The sequence below is a fragment of the Paenibacillus popilliae ATCC 14706 genome (assembly GCF_000315235.1).
GTDB classification, from domain to species: domain Bacteria; phylum Bacillota; class Bacilli; order Paenibacillales; family Paenibacillaceae; genus Paenibacillus_B; species Paenibacillus_B popilliae.
In genome coordinates this window covers 1-17,746 of sequence record NZ_BALG01000093.1, presented here as the reverse complement: position 1 = coordinate 17,746, position 17,746 = coordinate 1, and the positions used below count along the sequence as shown (strand labels likewise).

The 17,746-nt window shown below is 50.2% G+C and carries 16 protein-coding genes; 11 read left to right on the top strand and 5 right to left on the bottom strand.

Annotation, left to right across the window (positions count from 1 at the left end; all coding sequences use genetic code 11):
- Positions 1-84: 84 nt before the first annotated feature.
- The 3 genes from PPOP_RS08445 to PPOP_RS08435 all read right to left on the bottom strand — a co-directional run bounded on the left by PPOP_RS08445 (position 85) and on the right by PPOP_RS08435 (position 1,865).
- Positions 85-792: an ABC transporter ATP-binding protein gene (locus PPOP_RS08445; protein WP_006285788.1), complete on the bottom strand. Its 708-nt coding sequence runs from the start codon at positions 790-792 to the stop codon at positions 85-87.
- A gap of 15 nt (positions 793-807) precedes the next feature.
- Complete coding sequence (locus PPOP_RS08440; RefSeq protein ID WP_006285787.1) at positions 808-1,254, bottom strand: hypothetical protein; 447 nt, start codon at positions 1,252-1,254, stop codon at positions 808-810.
- Between the two features lie 401 nt (positions 1,255-1,655).
- Positions 1,656-1,865 carry a LuxR C-terminal-related transcriptional regulator gene (locus tag PPOP_RS08435; RefSeq protein ID WP_006285786.1) on the bottom strand — a complete coding sequence of 70 codons (210 nt, stop codon included), beginning with the start codon at positions 1,863-1,865 and terminating at the stop codon, positions 1,656-1,658.
- A gap of 167 nt (positions 1,866-2,032) precedes the next feature.
- On the opposite strand from PPOP_RS08435, the gene PPOP_RS08430 reads away from it, so the two are divergent.
- The 3 genes from PPOP_RS08430 to PPOP_RS08425 are packed head-to-tail and all read left to right on the top strand — an operon-like array spanning position 2,033 to position 4,822.
- Positions 2,033-2,257, top strand: a complete 225-nt coding sequence (locus PPOP_RS08430) for a hypothetical protein (RefSeq protein WP_006285785.1) — start codon at positions 2,033-2,035, stop codon at positions 2,255-2,257.
- Positions 2,254-2,838, top strand: coding sequence for a hypothetical protein (locus PPOP_RS24045; protein WP_006285784.1), 585 nt, complete (start codon positions 2,254-2,256; stop codon positions 2,836-2,838). Before PPOP_RS08430 ends, PPOP_RS24045 begins: the two co-directional genes overlap by 4 nt.
- The gene (locus PPOP_RS08425) at positions 2,747-4,822 is read left to right on the top strand and encodes a type 2 lanthipeptide synthetase LanM family protein (RefSeq protein ID WP_306304720.1); all 2,076 of its coding nucleotides are present in this window, start codon (positions 2,747-2,749) and stop codon (positions 4,820-4,822) included. Before PPOP_RS24045 ends, PPOP_RS08425 begins: the two co-directional genes overlap by 92 nt.
- Positions 4,823-4,954: 132 nt before the next feature.
- On the opposite strand, the gene PPOP_RS08420 is transcribed toward PPOP_RS08425, so the two are convergent.
- Both PPOP_RS08420 and PPOP_RS08415 read right to left on the bottom strand, forming a co-directional pair.
- Positions 4,955-6,403 carry a S8 family serine peptidase gene (locus PPOP_RS08420; RefSeq protein WP_006285782.1) on the bottom strand — a complete coding sequence of 483 codons (1,449 nt, stop codon included), beginning with the start codon at positions 6,401-6,403 and terminating at the stop codon, positions 4,955-4,957.
- A gap of 25 nt (positions 6,404-6,428) precedes the next feature.
- Positions 6,429-6,854 (bottom strand): hypothetical protein, encoded by a 426-nt coding sequence (locus PPOP_RS08415; protein WP_042227996.1) that lies wholly within the window; start codon positions 6,852-6,854, stop codon positions 6,429-6,431.
- 536 nt (positions 6,855-7,390) lie between these two features.
- On the opposite strand from PPOP_RS08415, the gene PPOP_RS08410 reads away from it, so the two are divergent.
- The 8 genes from PPOP_RS08410 to PPOP_RS08375 all read left to right on the top strand — a co-directional run.
- A complete protein-coding gene (locus tag PPOP_RS08410) occupies positions 7,391-7,777 on the top strand; it encodes a hypothetical protein (RefSeq protein WP_148277873.1) in 387 nt (128 codons plus the stop codon).
- Positions 7,778-8,150: 373 nt separating this feature from the next.
- Complete coding sequence (locus PPOP_RS08405) at positions 8,151-8,528, top strand: SDR family NAD(P)-dependent oxidoreductase (protein WP_006285779.1); 378 nt, start codon at positions 8,151-8,153, stop codon at positions 8,526-8,528.
- The gene (locus tag PPOP_RS24040) at positions 8,529-8,738 is read left to right on the top strand and encodes an SDR family NAD(P)-dependent oxidoreductase (protein ID WP_006285778.1); all 210 of its coding nucleotides are present in this window, start codon (positions 8,529-8,531) and stop codon (positions 8,736-8,738) included.
- A 410-nt stretch (positions 8,739-9,148) separates the two neighbouring features.
- Positions 9,149-10,363 carry an S-layer homology domain-containing protein gene (locus PPOP_RS08395; RefSeq protein WP_006285777.1) on the top strand — a complete coding sequence of 405 codons (1,215 nt, stop codon included), beginning with the start codon at positions 9,149-9,151 and terminating at the stop codon, positions 10,361-10,363.
- 12 nt (positions 10,364-10,375) lie between these two features.
- The gene (locus tag PPOP_RS08390; protein ID WP_234399739.1) at positions 10,376-13,681 is read left to right on the top strand and encodes a DUF5704 domain-containing protein; all 3,306 of its coding nucleotides are present in this window, start codon (positions 10,376-10,378) and stop codon (positions 13,679-13,681) included.
- A gap of 328 nt (positions 13,682-14,009) precedes the next feature.
- On the top strand, positions 14,010-15,443 hold the full coding sequence (locus PPOP_RS08385; protein ID WP_042227994.1) for a polysaccharide deacetylase family protein: 1,434 nt from the start codon (positions 14,010-14,012) through the stop codon (positions 15,441-15,443).
- 199 nt (positions 15,444-15,642) lie between these two features.
- Entirely contained in the window at positions 15,643-16,797 is a 1,155-nt protein-coding gene (locus tag PPOP_RS08380; RefSeq protein ID WP_042227992.1) for an AAA family ATPase, read from the top strand.
- The coding region (locus tag PPOP_RS08375; protein ID WP_006285773.1) for a DUF58 domain-containing protein at positions 16,794-17,746 on the top strand (953 nt) is incomplete at its 3' end. The genes PPOP_RS08380 and PPOP_RS08375, both read left to right, overlap by 4 nt.

Sequence of the window (17,746 nt, the reverse complement as noted above, 5' to 3'; positions counted from 1 at the left end):
CGCACGCGGCAAGCGATAGAACGAGAATTACCGCCATGCAACAACATGTTGCGAGAACGGCGGCATGTACCTCCGCAGCAGGGGTTATCCATGAGATACATATAAGCTTTCTAGATCCACCGTCGGCTTGCCGGCGTATACGATGCGACCCTTCCGTAAAATAGCGACTTGATGCGCGATTTTCTCTGCCAGGCCGATGATATGCGTCGATAGCAGAATCAGGGCACCCTGGGCGCAGTAAGTCTGCAACGTATCCCGCACCGCAATGACTTGATCCGGATCCAGTCCGTTGGTAGGCTCGTCCAGGAGGAGAATATCCGGTTCGTGAAGCAGCGTTGACGCAAGCGCCACTCTTTTGGCCGTACCCTGAGAAAGGGTTCCCATCGGATACCCGCTGTAGGATTGCAGCCCAAATGGCCTGAGCCAGTGATGTATCCGCTCCTCTAGCAAATCTTTTGAGACACTGCGCAGCCGGCCGATTAATCGCATCATTTCGATGACGGTCAAAAACGGATAGTGGAACGGAAACTCCATCATATAACCGACGCGCTGCTTGTACGGCTGATCTTGCCCGTTGAGAACCTGGCCATTGAGCGTCATGCTTCCTTGCTGCGGCTGATTTATTCCGGCAATAAGATGCAGCAGCGTCGTCTTGCCCGCACCGTTGGGGCCGAGCAGCACCGTGATTTGTCCCGAATGCAAGGACCAATCCAGCTCTTGCAGGATAGGGGTGTTGCCGTAGGCATAGCCGATACGATGCAACTGCAAGGATAGAGGCTCTGTCTTACCCATAGTTCGAGTCCCTCCTTAACCGATCGCAGGAATATTGTCAGGAATGGTACGGTATAACCGGATAAAACCAATCTGAATGACTGCGGTGAATAACATAAACAGCGTAAAATGCAATTGATGCAAGTACAGGAGCACAATCATGCCTAGCGTAATCAATAGCTGCCCAACCAACGCGATACGGCCGTAGGCCGTAAAGCGGTAGCCTGCCAACAATCCAAACGAGGCAAGCGTAGCGGCAAGCAAGGTGCTCTTAAGGAATAGCACCGTCGAATCGATCCAGGGCCGCTCCCTTCCGCGCAAGCGAATCCAAGCAGCATCAGCATGAGCCAGAGCCACAGGTCTGCCTGTGACGGGGCCCAAAATAGCTGCCCGATGATGATCCACGCGAAGAGAAGCAGGAAGGGTGCCTTTTTCCAAAGCGTGTAGGCGGTCAAAAAGCAAGATCCCCGTCCCGTTGACCATAGAAATCGAGCCTCTTCCACATGGAAGTTGGCGGCAAATAAGCTGATACCCGCGACGAAGCCGATCAGCCAGCATCCCAGCTCGATATAGACGGAAGGGAACGAATGGGATGCCAGCCTGGCCGTCAGTTGCGACGCCCCGCGAGGGAGTAGTGCCAATAGCCCCAGCAGCAGCGCGATATCGCGCCGTGCCATCTGTGTTACGCGGGATAGATATACGGTCTTATACAGTTGTAAGCTTGAGATCATAACATCTGCTCCCGTCAAGAAACAGGTGAGATCACATGATTCTCATCCTGCGAAGGTTATCGATCGTAATATGTTCCTATTCACTGTGTTCTATTTGTTCGACACAGGGCACCTTTGATTTGAATATTATCAGATGGCAGCACCTCCATTCCGCTAGTTTAGATAGACGAATCCAAAATGATAGGCTAGTATAGCCAGTTCCACTCTAGTTTTAATATTCCATTTATATTTGATAGCCGCTACAATTTCGCCGGTGCGCCGCATACTGACGCCTAAGGTCTTAGATATCTCACTGTCCTTGAGACCTTGCGCGACGCAAATGGCTACTTCTTGTTCTCTGTAAGACAGCTTGGCCTGCTCCAAATCAATCTACCTCCTAATTAAGAAGAAATGATAAGTAAAAAGTATCCAGTTAATATTATAAAATGTAAGTAAAATTTTTTCAACTGCAATTTTATGAAGTGCAAAAAAATGATTTCGTGTAATACATTGGTATTGTAACAAAAAACAAGAGGAAGGAAGGATGATTCATGACAAAACAAGAGTTGGTAAAGGCGTGGAAGAATCCGAAGCTTCGTGCTGCAGGCATTATTCATCCTGCCGGTGACGCTCTGGTTGAAGTCAACGCGGAAGAGTTGGCGAGAGTGCACGGTGGTCAAGTAGCTATGGTGACTCCAACACCAACTATAGTGGCAACCACGATCATTGTTTCAGGAATTTTTTGTTCCCCACTAGTAAGGAATGAGAGTGCATGAAAGAGCAGCTTTTACGTTCCCTTTTCTTGCATGAACGGCAGCATCTACTACATAGGGATAAGGTTGCGCAATCTTGTCCCAAGCAAAAATGTAAACAAGCGCTGGAGGAATGGTTTCATTTCGCGCTCATCCAGACAGAGTCTACAAGGAAAGCCAAACTCGAAGCGTTAGGAATGGACGAACCGACTTTTGCCGCTCTTATACAGACCACCCGCGAGTTAGCGTGGGATAAGAGTTGCCTCCCTGCTATTCAGGAATATCATGCAGAGTGGCTGCTTGTATTCGAGGAAGCATTGCAAATGAACCGTCAAAAACCGATAGAAAAAGAGGCGCGGCGCTCGATCGAACTGCTTGCAAGGCCCTTTTTGTTGTGGGCTCAGTCGCGAATGCAAAATATGCTGATGGGCTTGGATGGGCAAGAAAAATATATCGATCATGCTCGCTTGATCGCATCGGTCATGCCCTATTTATCATCCCAGCTATGCAACATTGCGGGCCGATCCTTTGTGCTGGAACTGCATATCGCAAAAACGATGCAAGAGCTCAAAGGCGATACTCCAGAACAACGATTTACCGATTAGGAAAGGGTTCTATCCCAAGTTTAAGAGAGCAGAGATTATCGATCGGACTGAATACGGCTATGAAGCCTTTGTGGAAGCAAAAGATTGTGAAGACAAAGACCAGATTCGAAATTTTTATCGACGATTGGGTGCGTACGTAGGGATCGTTTATATGTTGGAAGGTGCAGATTTCCATAATGAAAACATTATTGCTTGTGGGGAGCACCCCATGCTTATTGATTTGGAGACGCTGTTCCATAACCAAGCAAAGCAAGATATGCCTGATTCAGCAGACATAGAGGCTCAGTTGCTTATACGCAATTCGCCTTTGGGGACGTCAATGCTCCCCTATCTTCTGTATCCGGATGAGAAGGGGTTCGGTATTGAATTAAGCGGGTTGAACGGGAAGGAGCAAATGATTCCCTATGATGTGTTGAAAGTTGTTGATATGAATACAGATAATATGCGTTACATTCGGGCACGACAGGCTACTGCGGATAGTCGCAACTTGCCGTCATGGAATGGCATCATGATAGAAGCAGGCGATTATGTAACCGATATCGTAGAAGGATACAGGGATATCAACCATTTTTTTGTTAACCATAGAGATGAAATGCTAAGTGCCGACGGGCCGTTAACGATGTTCTCCGGGGTTCCGGTACGCATTCTGTTGCGCTCCTCTCAATCCTATATGAACTTTTTGCTGGAATTGGTGCACCCTGATTATGGCAGGGATGCACTTGATTTCGAACGCTTGCTTGACAGAATGTGGTATTCGTGGCTTGACGATCGATTGATTGCTTCCGAGATAGAAGATCTGCGGGCAGGAGACATTCCCTACTTTTTTTCATTCCCAGATTCCCAGCATCTGTGGGATAGCCGGGGACAGCGAATCGAGAATGTATTTGCCGTAACCGCTATGGATAACATCAAGCAGAAGCTATTGTCTCTGACCGAGGGGCAAATCGAGCGATATAGCAGTTGGATTAACCGGATTACACAAGAGCAGCGATTTGAACAATATGCGTTGGCGGCAGTAGAATCGACGCTCGCCAAATTCCCCATGACCATCAAATTTCCTTCCGCCTTCTACGGACAGGCCTCCGTTTTATATGTTCTTGCGCAACTGGAAAATCTGGTGGGGGAGAGAGAGGCGTGGAAGCGCCATCGTCTACATCTTTTGGATAATTTGAGCGAGAGTGTGGAGCAGGATACATTTTTTGATCTGCTTGGTGGTGCCGCCGGAGTCATTCATGTGCTTCTTAATGAAGCAAAATTCCGTGGCACGGAGCGGGAAATTGAGATCGCCTCCATGTATGGCAATCATTTATTGAAAAATGTTCAAGAATGCAACAAGGGATCGTATTGGAAATCTACGGCATTACCTGAAGTTTATATTGGTTTAGGCCATGGTAGTATGGGGATAGCCTGGTCTCTTTTTCGTCTCGCTGCCGTTACAGGAAATGCAGCATATCAGACAGCGGCGGAAAACGCGCTCCAATATGTACGTTCTCATGATTCGGATGAGTATGGAAACTGGGTTGATAGCTATGTCGGCGGCACTGTTGCCAACTGGTGCCATGGAGCAAGCGGAATCGGGGTGGGGCTTGCGATGTGCCTTCCCTATTTACGGGCCTCACAAGCCAAGCAAGTGACGCAAGAAATCGAAAGAGCGGTAATGGCGACCCTTCGATATGGTTTTGGAAAAAGCCATTGTTTATGTCATGGTGACCTTGGAAATGTGGAGTTGTTATTATTAGCCGGCAAAGAGCTGAATCGTCCCGAATGGATCGAGATGGCCCGGAGGTATGGAACGCAAGCTATTGACTATTACCAGAGTAAGGGGAAGTATCTTACTGGCATCCCTCAGTGCTCGAACATCCAAGGATTGTGGCTGGGTCTCTCAGGAATCGGATATCAACTGCTTCGGTTGGCTTCGGATGAGTTTTGTCCGTCAATTTTGTCCCTCCAGAAGCCGCATGTGCAAATGAGGGCATTCGGATGAATAATATCGTGGTGCATTCGCATATTGCGACTAGCCATCATGAGGATAATTTCATTCGGTAATGGAGGGACAGCCATTAGTTGATTCTCCTTCGTATGCGGGTAGGTTGCGACTTTGACAGTCTGCGACTTGCTATCCCATACGTTTTGCTTCATCGATCGCGCGGGACGCATCGACTAGACCAAATCCAGTGGCAAGATCGGGACCCGGCATAGCCGGATTTTGAGCGGATCGGCCCTCTGTGACGTCTCGAGCTGTTCGCTGCAATATTTCTCGAATTTGAAATGGATGCAAGTTGCGATTTACCTGCTTCATAAGTGCACAAATGCCTGCGATTTGAGGTGCTGCTGCCGAAGTTCCGCTGAAAGCTGCCCACCCGTCGCTTGGAGAAGTTTCGTCGCCGCGAGGATGTATATCTCCAGATAAATCATTGTCAATTTCGTCCCCCGGTTCAACTGGAAGCATTATATAGGCTGCCCGTGGAGGCAAACCAACTAATCCACAGATATCCGGACTGTGACGGTTTGGATATACTCTGCTCTGAAATCCACTAGCATAAGGTGTCGCTTGCATGCTGCCATCTTCCCGTACAAACACGCCGCCTACTGAAATCACATCCGGATGCATGCCAGGGAAAGATAAGTGACCATTGCCTGCAGAAAAAACTACGGTAATACCATGACTTACCGCATTAGCTACGGCAGCTTCAAGCACCTTGTCAAAGCTGGATAGAACACTGCCTCTGATATCACTGCCCCAACTGCAGGTGATAATGTCAGGATTCAGCGCTACCGCAGCATTGAAAGCGCCGACGCTATTGAAGAAGTTCATCTTCACCATAGTGAAATCGATGTTCGGTGCCAACGAGAAGACATTGACTGACTCACCAGTACCATGCCCGCTTTCATCATGCTCAGGATCGGATGCACCAGGTCCGAGCACGACCTGATTGGGACGGAAATTTTGTATAGAGAAAAACGGATGATTATAAAACCCGCTATCCGCCATAACTACCTTTATGCCGCGTCCGGTAATTCCGCTCTGATGCACGCCCTCAGCACGCAAAAGTTTGACCAGATCGTGAGGTGGCGTCAGATGATAATAATCTTTCTGAGGCGGGAACGCGGAAGGACGTTCCGTCATCATAACGGCTGGAGCATAATAGAAGACCCGTTCGCTAAACGACACGCCTTCCAAGACGTCAGCGAGTGGACTGTTATCGGTGTTAATTAAGCCTAGCATCCCCGAGTTCGTCGAGTCGAGTATCGTGGTAGATAACTTTCCGGGTATTCCCCTAACCTCGCGCTCCTGTGGTACAATTGAAGTATTAAACACATTCTCGTATGTCTGCGGCGAAGCGGCAATGGAAATGGATACATCGCCTACATGTAAAATTTCGAACCCGTTATCCCGTAACTTAGAGACCGCCTTCAGCACCAAATCCTCTTTTGAATGATAGTGCTGAACCGTTTCACTTGTAATTTTACCGGATTCGGCAAATACGGATTGACCCCCAATAGAGTGGACAGATGCTTCTGCAAAGATAACATTGGGCAGATCGGATGAAATGGAATTCGCCATGTGAACAAATACTCCCCTTTTCCATTTAAGGTTTTATTAAAATAGGTTTTGGAAAGACGATTGTATCTACAAATGGTTGCAGTGCTTCCGGAATAACAGGATCTTTATTAGGAATAAGATGTTGTGTTCCCTGACTATCGTCTTTCGAAGCTACCATTTTTACATCTAACAAGGCTTCAAACTTCTCGGGCAGCCCCATTAAAGTTAATGTCATTCCTGCTTGTACGACCTCAATCTCGAATTGTCTGAAAAGCTCCTTTGCTTTTTCAACTGTTTCATTAGAAATTTTGAACTGACTTATATTTTCTGATGAAACAGGCTCACTTGAGTGGAGAAACGATTTTCCCTGTAGTGGCTTTAAAACCGCTTCCGCCATCATATGTCCATTTGGATTTATGATGTTGGCTATCCTCCTCTGATCTTTTCGTTCGTATTGGTTTTGGGAACACATATAGATTATCTCCAAATACAGTTTCAAAATACATCGCTTTGTATGAAGGTGATAAGCGTATTTAATGTCGAACATCGCTAATGGGAATCAAGAATTCGAATAATATTTTATCAGAAATTGTAAACAAGAACGAGGCGAACCTGAAAGCCATCAAAAGGAACCTTGTGGTTCTGGCTAAAATCTATAACGCGAGCACCTAATCAGTAAGGTTGCTGGACGTCAATGTTTTACGCCGGTCTAAAGAAATTCGGAGATTATTTAGAAAGTGAAATCGTAAAAGAAACGAAAGTGGTGGAAAAAGAGCTTATAGTATGTACAAATGACTTTCTAAATTGTTGACTCTCTTATCTTACAAAAGTGTAATAATTTTTTTATTGACACCCCTTATTTCCTGAACTATACTAATCTACAAATAGTTGGTATATATTGAATTCTAAGTATATATCTGTGGATTCTTTTCGAAACAATAGTTTACTTTAGTATACTAGTATAACATATTACCAACTTGTAAAAATTCTCTGGAGGTGTACATTTTGGTGAAAAATAAACTTATTGTAGCGGGAATGGTTACAGGAACCTTACTATTATCTCCATCTAATCTGTTTGCAGATTCTATTTCTAAAGTGACTAACATGTCTCAAAATCAAGATGAAAACTCTGTCATCGGCGTAATAACCGATGCATATCCCTCCTATGCGTTTGTTGAATATCAGGATTCAAATGGAAACACTCAAGAGGTAGACATCGATTTTCCGAATGATAGCAACAAAACCTTTAAAAAAGGTGACAAAGTTAAAGTTATCAATAAAGATAAGTGGAAAGTAAAAGATTTCATTTACTTCGAAGCGACGGTAGCCCCTGGAGACTTTATTTTTAAGCTGACTGACGATTCAAAAAACATGTCTCTGAATGATCAAGAGTAAATTGGCAATATCCTCCCATGGTAGAAAACGTAAAAAAGACATCGGTAAGATGTACGAAGACGTTAACCGGAGGGGCTGTAAGCATTATGAGGGTAACCATTTTAATCTGGTTAACCTCATTTTCATGTAAAATCAGGATGATAAAATATGTGGGCAATAAAGTCCTTTCTCATAAGCCCTTTAATGATCTTGGACACTAAGAGTGTATATGATTTACACTAATAGTGACAGGGCCGGTCATTTTACTATACCCCTACATAATGAGATTCATTATTGGGCTATCGTTCCTCGTTAGGAAGACTGTTATATCCTAATACTACCACTGTGACTTTCTTGGCTATTGTCTCTTTGTCTGTATATAGGATGATTAAAAATGAAAACAATACTTGTAACAGGTGGAACAGATGGAATTGGAAAAGGGGTCGCTATTCACTTCTTAAAGAAAGGCGACCGTGTCATAGTAGTAGGCAGTTCAACTGCTAAAGGAAATCTTTTCTTAAATGAGGCTAGACAGTTAGGAGCAGAGGAAAGGGCCATTTTTCTACACCCAAATTTGAGTTTGGTTAAAGAAAACAAGCGCATTATTGAAGAAATAAAAAGCCGGTTCGATTCTTTAGATAGGTTCGTTTTTTGCGCAACCAATCACAAACAGAGAAAAGAAGTAAGTCTTGCGATGAAAACTTTTGATAAAGAAAATGCTCAAACGCTTTATAACAAAACGATTCAATTGATGAAAGGAGTTTTAGGATAAATGAAAACAATTGCAATAATTGGTGCGGGACCTGGGTTAGGAATGTCTCTTGCGAAAAAGTTCGGTGAGAAAGGCTTCAAGGTAGCTGCCATTGCACGCAACCCTGAGAAATTGGCCATTATCATGAATGAACTAAACAAGATTTTGGTCACATTGATGTACTCGAATTTAGCCCTTATGCAGGACCCGATACATTCAGACATGTGTTAGAAACAACGCCTGTTAACGTCTTAGAACAAGTAAATGGCTATCTGCTGCCTGTAATTCTTTCTGTTAACGAAGTATTACCCGACATGATAAATAATGGTTCTGGAGCGATTCTATTTACAACAGGCTTATCTGCCATGTTCAACATAGCGTAAAAATAACGCCTCGCCATTCAGGAAAAAATATTGTATAATATAGGAAATTCAGGATCAATACGAATACGTAGGACATGATGGGAAGAACCCGATGCTAATTCAATTGGCTGCGGGTTTTTTGTGTTATTAGGGGCCGCTTGCTACGGAATCCCTTTGGAAATCATAGGTTTTTGCCTAAATAACGGATGCTTCCCCCTAAGCAGATGAAATGATCGGGAATGGCGTGAAAACACTACTTTATCGTGGGAGTGATAATTCATGAAGACAACGAAAAGAGTAATCCTGTTTTTTATCATCGGTGGTGTGGTGCTTCCTACACTGCTAGGTATGGTGCCCACAGAGGCCAAGGGGGTGAACTTCAAGGATGTGTCGGCTAATCACTGGGCTAAAAATTCCATCAACGCAGCGGTGAATGCCGGTTATTTTAAGGGGGATGGGAATGGTAAATTTAAGCCCGGGGCTACGGTTACCAGGGCGGAATTCGCTGCATTATTGTCCCGGGTATCGAAAGCGGAACCTTCTGCAGAAAAAGTGAACGTGTTCAGTGACTTGAACCATCACTGGAGCAAGAAAGAAGTCGAGAGAGCGGTTGCTTTGGGATTCATTGATCCACGGAATTATCCGAATGGCTTTAAACCGAATACGGCGCTAACCCGTGAGGAGATGGCCGTCTGGGTAAGCTCTGGCTTGGCCGCCCTGGATGAAGACTTCAAGCAGGCGCTATTGGATACGAAGGAGACGCTGATTCCGATCAAAGAATACTTCAAACCTGGTATTCCAGCGTCCATCGTCGGCCATATTGCGGTCGCTATAGGTACAAAATTGATGAGCGGGTACCCAGACGGTTCTTTCGGTATGAAAAACACGACGACCCGTGCGGAGACATCGGCCTTTCTGTTGCGGTTCGTGAAGGTTGCAAGCAAGCGGGCGGATTCCTACCCTGCTCTAAATGAACTGCGGGCAGTGGGTACGGAAAAAAATAACCTCGAAGTAGTGTCGCCACTTAAACCGACCCGTAGCATGACAGAAGTAGCCGGAAAGACGAAGACGTTTAGAAATTATGCGGGTAAGCTCGTCTTTCATCGGATGATTGCGGTCAATGTGGGGAATTGGAATGAGAAGAGTTTCTATGGTGAGCTGTTTGTTGGCGAAGAAAATAAAAACTTCTTAAAAAAGAAAGAGGGGATGTATCCGGTATATATGGAAATCACGATTTATCCTAAAACAGAGGAGTTCGATCTAGATCATTATTTTGGAGGAATGCCTAATTTACTAGGGGCTTTTGCTACAAATAACGATAAGTACAAAAAGTATGGGTATGAGACCCTTCCAAGAACGAAAACAAAACAATTCTTTGCCGAACATGCGGAAGGTGTGACATTTTGGGTAGTCAGATACTTTGTTGAAGGGGAAAGCTCACTTGGAGAAGTTGAATTTGATGACGGTTCATTCTTGAACGTGGTGGCAAAATAAAGGGGATTCAAAATGAAAAAAGCAGTCGCTATTATTTTGATAATGTCATTGACGTTGATGAACCTTGGTTACAGTCCTAAGCCTGTCTCGGCTGCGAGTTTTCCAAATGGCTATCCAAAGGAGGGCATTGAAGTACCGGAAGGACTGGCCTACAAGACGCAGAAGATCAAAGTAACGGTTAGCGGAAAGGCTGATCCACTCCCGAAGACGGTTTGGACTCAGGGAGATAAGGGGCAATGGAGCGCATACAGTGAAGAGAATGGACGTATTAATACAGACACCGTAATGGTAGGAGAGAAAAAATATCCCCGAGATACGCCGGTTAAAGATACGATAAATACCTATAACTATGCTCCAAGTCTAAAAGATTCACTAAAGAATGTATTCAAGAAGGAGCATGTTAAGGATCTTGGAATCGTTGATATTGACTACATTAATGCGGACTCTTATACTGCGGCCAACAAGAAACCTGAATTTACCAAAGGGGAAATCTTTGCTACGCTTTATACCATTTCAGGCCATTCTCACGATGTATCAAGATATGTGGAATATGAAACCGGGCTTGACGGACAACCGAAATATCAAGCTCATTATTATACTCCGCTCAAAATTAAATACGAAGGGTATATAACCGAAACAAAAAAACTGCGAGTTTCGTCGAATGCGAATATGCAGATCGGAGAGACGAAGAACGTAAAGGCAGAGGTCAGAACCCAAGAATACGATATGACGGGCAGCAATTTTACAAATTGGCTGGATATCACTCGGCGAACGGAACAACTGGAATGGAGTTCGGATCGATCATCTGTAGCGCAGGTAGGGCCCGACGGGAAGGTGACGGCTGTCGGCGAGGGGACTGCCAAAATAACAGCCAAATGGAGGAGCTATCCATATTATATTTATGACTATGCGACGATTACCGTTGGCGATGTTCCTGGCAGACCGGATCCTACCGCTCCACCAGATCTGGCAGGTTCATGTACAGCTCCTGCACCAGGAACCAAAATTTCCAATAAGGTTATGGATCCAAAACCAAGCGCAATCATTAAAGCGGATCATCGGGGACGTGAGAAGTTCGATGTACTTCTAGGCATCCCTACATCTGAGTACCTTTACGCCAATGTCGTTGCCTATCATTACTTATTTAAAAGTTCGTTTGTGCAGATGAGTGGTACATGTACGTTCGAAGTTCCTGTGGAAAAGACGTTTATGAAGAAATGGAAAGAGCCAGGGACAGATGATGAGGGGAAGCCTGCGCAAGTAGATATGGAGGAAGAGGAAACCGTCAGCGATGTCGTGATCGTTGAGCGTCCATATTCTTTCTGGATCATTGACAATCTGGAAGTTTATAAGCTCCAAGCAGCAAAGCTGCAGAATTCAGCATTGCCGAACGGAGGGGTCACCTTAAATCCTCAAAATTATATACCACCGGATTATCGATTCAAGCAGCAGGGTGGAATCGTGAAGGAGCCGGAAGCACAGGCGATTGTTCTTCCTTCGCAGACCGTTGGCAAAAACATACCAAACTATTTAAACGAATTCAAAGCCGCTGCCGAACAGTCGATCGGTAAAGTTCGAGTTCAAAACGACTCGCTTGTCTTTCAGGGAAAAACCATTATGGCAGGGCAAACGGCAGCAGAGAGCGGAGCATCCCCTGGGGCCATTCCGCCACCTACCGCGATAGGTGAAAACACCTTCTACAAAAATCGGATCTTCATATATAGCGATAAAGTGAACGCGAAAAACGTGCCGAGCAGCGGTATGATTTATTATAAGCTGCTTCCCGAGCAGATTTATGGCGGCACGGATCAGGAATTTCCGATTCCGGGCATCAACCCGGTCACCATACATACCCCGGTTGTGACGTATGCTTCCGTGTCAGATGACCGGGCGCATAATCAGAAGACGAAGCCGAGCCCGAACCGGGCGGCGCTTATTTTGGATCGTCCGTTCACGGTGCGCCTGCCGGTGAGCGGGCAGCATGTCTCCTATCCGGGATACGGCAACCGGGATTATGCGAAATATGCCCGCACGAAGCAAGTGTGGTTTCCGTTCGATGTGTACTCCGGGGACCGGAGCCGCTTTATTCCGAAGCGAACCTGGATCGACATTCCGATGAACCAACGGGATACGACGTTCTTCCTGCCGGTGTGGGTCGATGAAGGAAATGCTTCGATCCTGTTCCGCACCCTTGCCGAGAATGCACCGGCGCAGCTCGACACGCAGCCGCATGCCAATACCGAGCTGAGGAAGCATGTCTCCACCGATGCGGTCGAGGTGGAAGTCATCGGCCGACTTTATGATTTCCGGCTGACCGACATTGTCGATTACAACTGGGAGAACGTGTTCCGCAAGCAGGCGGGCAGCTATGAGCCAACCGGCGCCTCCTACTGGGTCGGGGAGAAGGACATCGACGGGGAGCCGCGCGGGAACAGGGCACCCTATACGCTGCCGATTCGGCCCGGCAGTCATCCGCAGCAGGGCTACCGCAATGTGGCGGTGAAGACGGGATATCATTTCAAATTCGATCTTAGGACAAAGGGGAATATGTTCGGGTCGAAGGATAGCATCCGGATTACGCCCTCCTTCTACTACACAAGCAAGGACGGCAAAACCCGTTTTCCGGTCGATTTGTATTATCACAGCAACGACCGCTACTTCATCCGCATCGGATCGGAGGAGGATCGGGTCGGGCGCTATGTCATTCTGAATGGGCGGCTGCGCAACGTGCCGGCGGAGCAACTGGCCGATACCGCCAGCTACAAGTACGATCATAAGGAACAAGGATCGCTCTTGAGCCGCCAAGCGTATATTGACCAGTATATGGAGAAATGGACGAAGCGGAAGACGCCGGTCGGCGGATACGGCGGGCTGCTGCTGCCCGAGGCGGTGCGCACGTTCATCGGGCCGAAGTCGAATCTTCCGGATTCGGTCGACGCCCAACGGGCGAACGCATCGATCCAACAGTGGTACGGCGAGTACAGCTTGCCTGCCGGGGTCTATATCGTCAAGACAGGAACGGATATCGCCGAGTACGGCCGCACGCATGGCGGATTGCATGACAAATCGCCGATCTTCCTCCGGGATGGCTACCTGATCGTGAACTTCAATATCGAGTCGATTCGGGAGGGCCGTACCGCAGCGCCGCATTTGCAATATATGCAGGCGCCGTTGATGAACCAGTGGCGGCTGGAAGGGTTCGAACGAACGATTCGGGATTCGTTCGGCCATGCCTTCGCGCTGCAAGACGGGGATGTGCTGTTCTACCACGCGAATCTGTCGAGCCGGGATGATTTCGGCGCAATGGTGCCGCATTGACCGATGTAGAATTGGATTTTAATACTTTGGGGGCGCCTCTTTTTTCATTGCACTGGGGAATGAGTAACCACCATTAATGCATGAAGTGAGCAAGCAGCAGGCGCTATCGATCTATGGTGTCATCTTTACTCGCCAGGATCATATACTCTATCAGCACGATAGAGAATGCATATGCTCTCGAGCAGACAAAAGAATCGGGGATAGGTCCGGGCACTCTGGACAGACAGCACCTGGATTCGGCGATGCTGCGGTTCTTGGAACGGATAGGAGGTCTTTCCTGACCTGCCGCTTGCAAGGAGGGGTCATACGAAGGGAGGGGGATGTTCGAATGAAAAAGGAAGCACCGGGAGTGTGGAAGGAAACCAAAGGCTGGATAGGGCGGCTGTCGATGGCCGTATGCGCCTTGCTGATGATCGCGGCGCTGTGGACGGCTTGGGGAATGAAGGAAGCGGCGGAGCCGGTCGCCTTCGCCGCGTCGCGTGCTTCTCATCAGTCGGTACCGATGGTAAATAACGCGGAGGCGGCAGTCGCGCGTGCGGATTACTTCGAGACCGTATCCTTGCCGATGAACAGAGAGAAGGAAGAGGCGATCACCGCTCTATCCACTAGGGGCAATGGCACGGAAACCGGCAAGGCCGCCGTACAATGGGCTGTGGCGAAGAAGCCGGATACCGGAAAGCCGTCGCCAGGCGTGGAAGAGAAGGAGCGGGACAAGGTCGTCTATTTGACGTTCGATGACGGTCCGAGCGTATATACGAAGGATGTGCTTGATATTTTGGCCAAGGAGCAGGTGAAGGCCACCTTCTTCGTGTTGGGTCAAAATGCGAAGCGGGACCAGAAGATGGTTAAAACGATTGCGGAAGCGGGCCATGCCATCGGCAATCATAGCTATAATCATGAATTTAAGGAGCTGTACGGCAGCTTCCGTGAATTTTGGCGTCAGATTCGTGAGACCGGCAAGGTGCTGGAGGATATTTTGGGTTATGAGCCCCGGCTCGTGCGGGCGCCAGGCGGAACGGTAATGAATTTCGATAAGCAGTATTTCGAGTTGATGCAGCAAGCGGGGTACTTAATCTATGACTGGCATGTCGACAGCGGCGATTCCAAGCGGCGGGGCGTGCCTGCGAAGGAGATCACATCGGCGGTGAAGCAAGGGGCGTTGTTGAAGGAGACGGTCGTGCTTATGCACGATGGAGCCGGGCACGGGGAGACGGTGAAGGCGCTGCCGAAGATCATTCGGTATTATAAGGACAACGGCTATACGTTCGGCGTGCTGTCCCCGGAGGTGGAACCGGTTCAATTCCATGTCGCTTCTACGGAGCGCTGGGCCCGATCCCCGGTCAGCAGCACATGGATTGAAGCCAATGTCCAGCCGGTCAACGTATCCGGGCCTGGGAAGCCTGAACCGAAGATGGTGATGGATGTGCATACCGATCAGGGCAGTCTGCAATTGAAGCCCGATCAGTTCCTCAGCCATGACGAGACGACGTATGTGCCGCTGCGGATGCTGGTACAGCAGTTGGGCGGTACGGTGCGCTGGAACGTGGAGGCGAACCGGGTGGATGTCGATTGGAACGGAAAGGACGCAGGCTTCGATCTGACCGGCGGGCAGATTGTGTTTGCCGATGAGGCCGAAGCGGCCTTGCCGTTGAAGGCGATATCGGATCGGTCGCTCACCTGGGTGCCGCTTCGGGACCTATTGAATACGTTCGGCGTCAATCTGACCGAATACGAACTGACTCCTTTGCAGGAGGACGTATGACTCTTTTCTATTATATTGGGAAAGCAGCCTCTCGCAGGTTTACAATCTAGCGGCTTAGGCGATACTGATTCATAGAACGGCCCGGGACGGTTCATCGAACGTGCATGCACGCGAGGGACTCGTTCCGGGTTTTTTGATGTCTTGTTATCGTTTTGTAGAAAAAAGGATGCTGCTAGGTTAAGAGGGAGTGAAAATAAGAATGGAAATGAGTGGACATCAGGACCGCACCGCGGGACAGGAGGTATGGTTGGCGTCGTTCGCGGAACGGGGCTGGCCGGCGTTCCTAGACCGGATGGAGCAAGTCGTCGTCGGGAAAAGGGAGGTGATTCGCCTGGCCGGCTTGGCAATGCTGTCCGGCGGACACATTTTGATGGAGGATGTGCCGGGCGTCGGCAAGACGCTGCTGGCCCGGGCGCTTGCGCGGACAGCAGGCGGAAGCTTCCGGCGCATTCAGATGACGCCGGACATGATGCCGGCCGATATTACGGGCAGCATGGTCTGGGAATCGGCCTCGGGCGGGCTGCGGTACAGCGAGGGGGTGCTATTCGGCCACGTCGTGCTGGCCGACGAGTTGAACCGCGCCCCAGCGCGAACCCAATCAGCGCTGCTGGAGGCGATGGAGGAAGGGACGGTGACGGTGGACGGAACGACGCGCGCCTTGCCGCAGCCCTTTTTCGTCATTGCGACGCAGAATCCGTTGGCCTTCGAAGGCACGTATCGAATTCCGGAGGCGGAGATGGACCGCTTCGCGATGCGGCTGTCGCTTGGCTATCCGGAGGCGGAGCAGGAAGCGGACATGCTCCTCCATCAGCAGGAAGAATCGCCGCTCGTGCGGGTGAAGCCGCTGTGGACGCCGGAGGAATGGCAAGTGCTTGTCCGCCGGATCCGCCAGGTGCATCTGGATGCGGCGCTATGCAAGTACATGGCCGACATCGCGCATGCGACCCGGGCGCACCCGGCGGTGAAGCTAGGCATCAGTCCGCGGGCGACGCTGTCGCTCATGCGGGTGGCCCAGGCTCACGCCTGGACCGAGGGGCGCACCTATGTGCTTCCGGAGGACGTGAAGGCGGTGGCCCATCCGGTGCTGGCGCACCGCCTTTATCTGCAGCGCGAGGCGCTGCTTGCCGGTACGACGGAAGCGGACGTCGTCGCCGAGGTGTTGCACACGACGCCGGTTCCGGGCTTCCCGGCGCCCCGGACCGGTGGCGGCAGAGCCGCGGCGAAGTCTTCCCGCCGGGACAAGCAGGGGATTCCGGCCGCAGGTGCCGCGCCGATGGCCCAGGTGCCCCTGGCCGACAATGGAGCGGCCCAGCCGGCCGTCGGGTGGTTCCGGATTGGCGGGTGGTTCCGATGAAGGGCTCCGCTTTCCCGATCGGCCGCTTCCTGCTCACCGCCGCTGGCTGCGCTGTGCTGGCGACGGTGGGCTGGGCGCGGAACGGCTCGGCCGAGCTTTTTACGGCGGCCCTGCTGGGTGCCATGCTGCTGAACGGCGTGCGCCTTCATATTATCGGTCGGCAGCTTGTAGGCGTCCGGCTTGGCCACGTACTGGAGCAGGCCAAGCCTACCGTGCCGGCAGCCGCTCCCGGCAGCCTCGCCTTCCGCGTGGCGTTAAGCGGCGCGAAGCACTGGCCCGGGCGATGGTTGACGGTGGAGGAGGCGTGGACGCGCACAGGCGGAGACGGCGGCGTCTGGATATGCCGCCGCCTGCTATTCCTGCGTCGGGTCGGAGAAACGCGCTATACCATCACCTTCGAGGGCGCGCCGCGTGGCGTGTACCGCCTGACGCGGATCGAACTCACCTATGGCGACCTGTTCGGGTGGTTCGGCGGTCGGGTACAGATGGAGATCCCGTCGGCGGCGGAAGCGCCGCCGACGGTGCTGGTCATTCCCCCGCCCCCGGTGCGCGCCGCCGCACTGCCGGACGCTGCCCATGAGGACGGCCCGCCGCCGCTGGCCGGCGCCCCCGATGCGGCAGATGGAGGCGTGCCTGTCCCGTCTGCCGGAGGAGTGCGCGGCGTCGAGCTGCAGGCATACCGGCCGGGCACGCCCTTGCGTGGCGTCGATTGGCGCACGTACGCCAAGCGGCGCGTGCTGGCGGTTCGCGTACTGGAAGCGGACGGCTGCGTCCCGGCTGACATCGCCATGGATGACGTTCCATGGCGGTCGGAGGCGCAGCCCGGACAGCACGCGCCTATGGAGGCGGTGCTGTCCGCCGCTGCGGCAGCCGTGCGCTCCGCCGCAGATGCCGGGCGGCCCGTTCGCCTGCTGCGGCTGAGCGACGGTGCCGTCGCCGCCGGAGTCCG